The 1,815-nt window shown below is 70.3% G+C and carries 2 protein-coding genes; both read right to left on the bottom strand.

Annotation, left to right across the window (positions count from 1 at the left end):
• Positions 1–184: 184 nt before the first annotated feature.
• Positions 185–1,477, bottom strand: a complete 1,293-nt coding sequence (locus tag BKE38_RS22180) for an O-acetylhomoserine aminocarboxypropyltransferase/cysteine synthase family protein (protein WP_076959415.1) — start codon at positions 1,475–1,477, stop codon at positions 185–187.
• Positions 1,478–1,500: 23 nt separating this feature from the next.
• The coding region (locus BKE38_RS22175; protein ID WP_165694254.1) for a carboxylesterase family protein at positions 1,501–1,815 on the bottom strand (315 nt) is incomplete at its 5' end.

Genomic DNA, 1,815 nt, shown 5'->3' with positions numbered 1-1,815 from the left:
CGTGCCGCCGACCAGCTCGGCGAGGCTTTCGTGGATCCGGGCCATTCACGATCCTCCTTGGGGGCGTCATCGCCATCGTTATGGCGAAGAATGAGCGTGAAATAATAGAAAGCACGAATCGATTTGAGTCAATTCCGCAGGCCAGAGCGCCGCGCCGCCGGCGGGGCGGCGGCGCGGCGCTGCGTCAGGCGATGGTTGCCTTCAGCGCCTGGTCGAGATCGGCCAGGATGTCATCGGCATGCTCGAGCCCGATCGAGAGGCGGACATAGCCCGGCGTCACCCCGGCCGCCTGCTGCTCGGCCTCGGTCAGCTGCGAATGGGTGGTGCTGGCCGGGTGGATCGCCAGGCTGCGCGCATCGCCGATATTGGCGACGTGGTAGAACAGCTGCAGCGCGTCGATGAAGCGCGCGCCAGCCTCGCGCCCGCCGGCCAGCTCGAAGCCGAGCAGCCCGCCCTGGCCCTGGGTCAGGTACTTGGCGCTGCGCTGCGCGGCCTCGCCCGTGTGGTGGCCGGGATGGATGACGCGGGTCACCTCCGGCCGGCCGGCGAGGAAATCGGCGACCAGGGTGGCGTTGCGGCTGTGCTCGCGGATGCGCAGCGCCAGCGTCTCGACCCCTTGCAGGATCAGGAAGGCGTTGAACGGGCTGAGCGCGGCGCCGAGGTCGCGCAGCAGCGTGGTGCGCGCCTTCAGCACATAGGCGACCGGGCCGAGCGGCCTGGCTGCCTCCACCCATTTCGCGCCGTGATAGGAGGGGTCCGGCTGGTGCAGCGCCGGCTGGCGTTCGGCATGTTCCTCCCAGGGGAAGTTGCCGCCATCGACGATGATGCCGCCGATGCTGCTGCCATGCCCGCCGATGAATTTCGTCAGCGAATGCACGACCACCGCGGCGCCGTGGTCGAAGGGGCGGATCAGCAGCGGCGCCGCGGTGTTGTCGACGATCAGCGGGATGCCGAGCGGCCGGCCGATCGCGGCCACCTCGGCGATCGGGAAGACCTCGAGCTTCGGGTTGGGCAGGGATTCGGCGTAGTAGGCGCGGGTGCGGTCATCGGTCGCGCGGCGGAAGTTCTCGGGATCGGCGGGGTCGACGAAGCGCACCTCGACGCCCTGGTCCTTCAGCGTGTTGGCGAAAAGATTCCAGGTGCCGCCATAGAGGTCGGTGGAAGCGACGATGTTGTCGCCGGCGCGCGCCAGGTTCTGCACGGCGAAGGCCGTGGCCGCCTGGCCCGAGGCCACCGCCAGCGCTGCGGCGCCGCCTTCGAGCGCCGCGATGCGCTGCTCCAGCACGTCGTTCGTCGGATTGCCGATGCGGGTGTAGATATTGCCCAGCTCCTGCAGGGCGAAAAGCCGCGCGGCCTGGCCGGCATCGTCGAACTGGTAGGAGGTGGTCTGGTAGATCGGCACGGCGACGGCCTTGGTGGCCGGGTCGCGGCGCCAGCCGGCATGCAGCGCCAGCGTCTCCGGATTGCGGTAGGTCATGGCGTTCTCCTGTTGGTTCGGCCTCAATCGCGGGTGAAGGTGACCGGCAGGCTGTATTCATAGGGCGGCAGGTCGCCGAGCGCGGCGCGCGCCGTGGCCAGCAGGTCGCCCTGCGCGCGCCAGTCCTGGCCGATACCCTGCACCCATCCGTCGCCGCCCGCATAGGGCTGCCAGCCGGGCGTGGCCAAGCCGCGCGGATGGCCGTCGCGGGCAAAGCCGGCCCAGATGCCGCTGACCGTGTCGCGCACCGTCCCGGCGGCGCGGTCCTCGCCGGCGAGCGCGCGCGCCGCCTCCAGCGTGCCGAAAATGTAGGGTACCTCGCCGGTATGCGGCGCGCC

It is taken from the genome of Teichococcus deserti (genome assembly GCF_001982615.1).
GTDB lineage: Bacteria > Pseudomonadota > Alphaproteobacteria > Acetobacterales > Acetobacteraceae > Pseudoroseomonas > Pseudoroseomonas deserti.
The sequence above is the reverse complement of the archived record's forward strand: the minus strand, read 5'-3'. Positions and strand labels throughout refer to the sequence as shown.

Coding starts and splice junctions, on each gene's coding strand:
- BKE38_RS22180 (WP_076959415.1), bottom strand. CDS start 1,477: ATGACCTACCGCAATCCGGAGACGCTGGCGCTGCATGCCGGCTGGCGC.